At 69.4% G+C, this 3,429-nt stretch carries 4 protein-coding genes and 1 tRNA gene; 1 reads left to right on the top strand and 4 read right to left on the bottom strand.

The genetic code is table 11. The features are described from left to right. Positions 1-76 precede the first annotated feature (76 nt). Together UWG_RS0100715 and UWG_RS0100710 are read right to left on the bottom strand one after the other, a co-directional pair. Positions 77-310: a chaplin gene (locus UWG_RS0100715; protein ID WP_016905282.1), complete on the bottom strand. Its 234-nt coding sequence runs from the start codon at positions 308-310 to the stop codon at positions 77-79. 207 nt (positions 311-517) lie between these two features. After that, positions 518-1,885 (bottom strand): M20/M25/M40 family metallo-hydrolase, encoded by a 1,368-nt coding sequence (locus tag UWG_RS0100710; protein ID WP_016905281.1) that lies wholly within the window; start codon positions 1,883-1,885, stop codon positions 518-520. Positions 1,886-2,023: 138 nt separating this feature from the next. Here UWG_RS0100710 and UWG_RS0100705 point away from each other — a divergent pair. After that, a tRNA-Leu gene (locus tag UWG_RS0100705) sits at positions 2,024-2,108 on the top strand. A 209-nt stretch (positions 2,109-2,317) separates the two neighbouring features. On the opposite strand, the gene UWG_RS0100700 is transcribed toward UWG_RS0100705, so the two are convergent. Continuing rightward, complete coding sequence (locus UWG_RS0100700; protein ID WP_029391056.1) at positions 2,318-2,746, bottom strand: hypothetical protein; 429 nt, start codon at positions 2,744-2,746, stop codon at positions 2,318-2,320. Between the two features lie 38 nt (positions 2,747-2,784). Further along, entirely contained in the window at positions 2,785-3,156 is a 372-nt protein-coding gene (locus tag UWG_RS0100695; RefSeq protein WP_016905279.1) for a cupin domain-containing protein, read from the bottom strand. Between the last annotated feature and the right edge of the window lie 273 nt (positions 3,157-3,429).

Below are 3,429 nucleotides of genomic sequence, written 5' to 3'. Positions count from 1 at the left end.
CCGGAGCGCGTGGCGCGCGCTCCGGGGCCGCCCGTGTCACCGCCTCATCGGGTGAGGCACATGGCAACCGCGAACGTCACTTGTTGACGCAGGTGTTGCCGAAGGTCGGGTTGAGCAGCCCGATGACGTTGATCGAGTTGCCGCAGACGTTCACCGGCAGGTGGATGGGGGCCTGCACGACGTTGCCGGAGGCGACGCCCGGCGAGTTGAGCGCGGCGCCCCCGGCGCCGGAGTCCGCGACGGCCATGCCCGCACCCGCGAGCACGAGACCGCCGGTGGCGGCCACTGTGACGACAGCCTTCTTGATCATCTATTCCTCCTCGTTGCATGGGCGGTCCCAGCCGAGGACCGCAACCCGAGTAACGAGGACGAGGGAATACGGCTACGAACCCATCGGAACGTTCACCCTTTCCGGGCACGCTGGCACACGTCATCGAAATGCCCGCGGGGGAAGCGGCAGAGTCGGCACGCCGACGAACACCCCTGCCGTTAACGGGCGTTCGCCGGCGCGCGCGGCTCAGGAGGCGTCGAGGAAGCGGTCGAGCACGCGCACCCCGAACTGCAGCGCGTCCACCGGAACCCGCTCGTCGACGCCGTGGAACATCCCGGCGAAGTCCAGCTCGGGCGGGAGCTTCAGCGGCGCGAAACCGAAGCAGCGGATACCGAGGTCGTGGAAGGACTTCGCGTCCGTCCCCGCGGCGAGCATGTACGGGATCGTCCGCGCCGCCGGGTCCTCGGCGCGCAACGAGGAGCGCATCGCCTCGGCGAGCGCCCCGTCGAAGCCGGTCTCCAGCGCCCGGTCGGCGTGGACGTCCTCGCGGCGTACCCGCGGCCCGAGGAGCCGGTCGAGCTCGGCGAGGAACTCGTCCTCGTACCCCGGCAGGAACCTGCCGTCGACGTGCGCCGTCGCCTGCCCCGGGATGACGTTCACCTTGTAGCCGGCGCCGAGTTGGGTGGGGGACGCGGTGTTCTGGAGCGCCGCGCCCACGAGCTTCGCGACACTGCCGAGCTTGGCGATCGTCGCGTCGAGGTTGTCCGGGTCGAGCTCGACGCCGAGCGCGTCGGAGAGTTCGTCGAGGAACCGCTCGACGGTCTTGGTCATGCGGACGGGCCACTTGTGCCTGCCGAGCCGCGCCACCGCCTCGCACAGCTCCGTGATGGCGTTGTCCTCGTTGGTCATGGAACCGTGGCCCGCGGTGCCGTCGACCGTGAGGCGCATCCAGTGCATGCCCTTCTGGGCCGTCTCCACCAGGTACAGCCGCAGGTCCTCGTCGACGGTCAGCGAGAAGCCGCCGACCTCACCGATCGCCTCCGTCACGCCCTCGAAGAGGCCGGGGTGGTTGTCGACGAGGTGCCGCGCACCGTAGACGCCGCCGGCCTCCTCGTCGGCGAGGAACGCGAGCACCACGTCGCGCGGCGGCTTGCGGCCGCTGCGCATGCGCTCCCGCACCACCGCGAGCGTCATCGCGTCCATGTCCTTCATGTCGACGGCGCCGCGGCCCCAGACGCAGCCGTCGACGATCTCGCCGGAGAACGGGTGGTGCGTCCAGTCCTCCGCGTTGGCCGGGACGACGTCCGTGTGCCCGTGGATCAGCAGGGCCGGCCGCGACGGGTCCTCGCCCTCGATCCGGGCCACCGTCGAGGCGCGCCCCGGGCGGGACTCGAAGATCTGCGGCTCCAGCCCGACCTCGGAGAGCTGCTCCGCCACGTACTCGGCGGCAGCCCGCTCGCCGGGACCCTCGTTCTGGCCGTAGTTGCTGGTGTCGATCCGGATGAGGTCGCGGCAGAGGTCGGCAACCTCCCGCTCGGCCGCGGCGGTCCGCCGCCCGCTTTCTCCCCCGGGTACTCCGTGCTCCCCGCCCGCTGCCGGGCTCGACTGGCTCACGCTGCCTCCTCAAGGTCGCTGCTGTGCCCCCATCCTCCCGCTACCCGTCCCCCCGACCCGCAGCCAGGTGATCCACCCCGCGAAGAGGTGCTAATGTTTACCCCGTCGCGAAGGGCGCAAGCCCCCAGCGACCACCTGGTCGGGGTGGCGGAATGGCAGACGCGCTAGCTTGAGGTGCTAGTGCCCTTTACAGGGCGTGGGGGTTCAAGTCCCCCTCCCGACACACTCCGTACGCACATGCGGCGGCAGGACGTGACGCAACGGTCGCGACCTGCCGCCGTTCGTCGTACATCGGACGTGCGTCAGCGGGGTCGGCAACGAGGAGCCGGCCGACCGCCTTCGAAAACCTTCCACCACACACCAACTGCACCGGCACAAGCCGCACAAGCATCTACGGACGAGACCAGGGCCCGACCTTCGGGGACAGCCGGACTACGCGGCCGCCAGGCTGACGCCCAACGCCGTCAGGGCAAGCACCTTCGCGATTTCGAATCCCACGTAGTACACGTGCCCTCGTGAGCGCGGGAGTTGCTCACCGGCGAGCACTCGGTCCGACCTTCGATTCAGCCGACGTCGGACGACGGCCAGTTGCACGGCGAGCAGCACTGCCACGACGCCGATGAGTACGACGGTGCCGGCTTGAGGGTCACCGACGGCCACCGCCACGACGATGACGGATGCCAGGCCGATCTCGACGCGGTTCAGTGCGCGGAAGACCATCCGGCCGATACCCAGTCCGACGGGGATTGTCACCCCGGGCGCACGGAACTTGAGCGGCGCCTCGATGAAGGAGATCGCCAGCACCATTCCGACCCACAGGAAGGTCACGGCGCCTGCGACCGCGGCTGACGTGGCGTTCATCGACATGTCGCCTCTCTCCGGTCCGGAGGATACTGCGGTCAGACCTCGGACCAGCCGGCCAGCCGGTCCGCAAACTGCGGTGGCGAAGCCACGACCATGAGCGAGGCGGGGGCATCGCCCGGGTTGGACAGGCTGACGCGCTCGCCGACGGCGACATGGGTTGCAACCGTGCCCGCCTCCAGCGTCCGGACCTGACCGTTGTGGCGCAGTTCGACGGCTCCGGCCACGGGGATGAGCACAATCTCGGAGAGCCCGTGATCGTGTTCGGGCATGGCGCCGCCGGGGGGCAGTTCCATGTGGACCACGGCAACCCGGTCGGAGGTTTCCGCGGCAGCGAGGACGGCTGCGGTCGGCCCATCGGGCACGGGTGCGCGGTGGCGGCGGGTAGTGGAGATCTCGGCTACATGCATGGTTGATGCCTTCCTCGCCGTGAGAAGCGTCGGCGCTCGGAGCCTCACCGGCGGCTGGCGGAGCGTCAGGTTTCTCCGAATGTTACGTGTAATAAATGGCGCCGCTCCACGTAGGGTCGATGCACCCGGAGGCCACAGCGTCAGAATGACGCGCAACGCCGGCGCTCCCTTGGCGGCATCGGCTCTCCTTACTTTTCACGAGCCACCATGTAATAATCCTGCCGGCGCTGGCAGCGTCCTGCCGGAGGAAAGAAGGAGCGACCCCGTATGCCA

Source organism: Streptomyces xiaopingdaonensis, assembly GCF_000262345.1.
GTDB classification, from domain to species: Bacteria; Actinomycetota; Actinomycetes; order Streptomycetales; family Streptomycetaceae; genus Streptomyces; species Streptomyces xiaopingdaonensis.
This window is presented reverse-complemented; position numbering and strand designations above follow the sequence as displayed.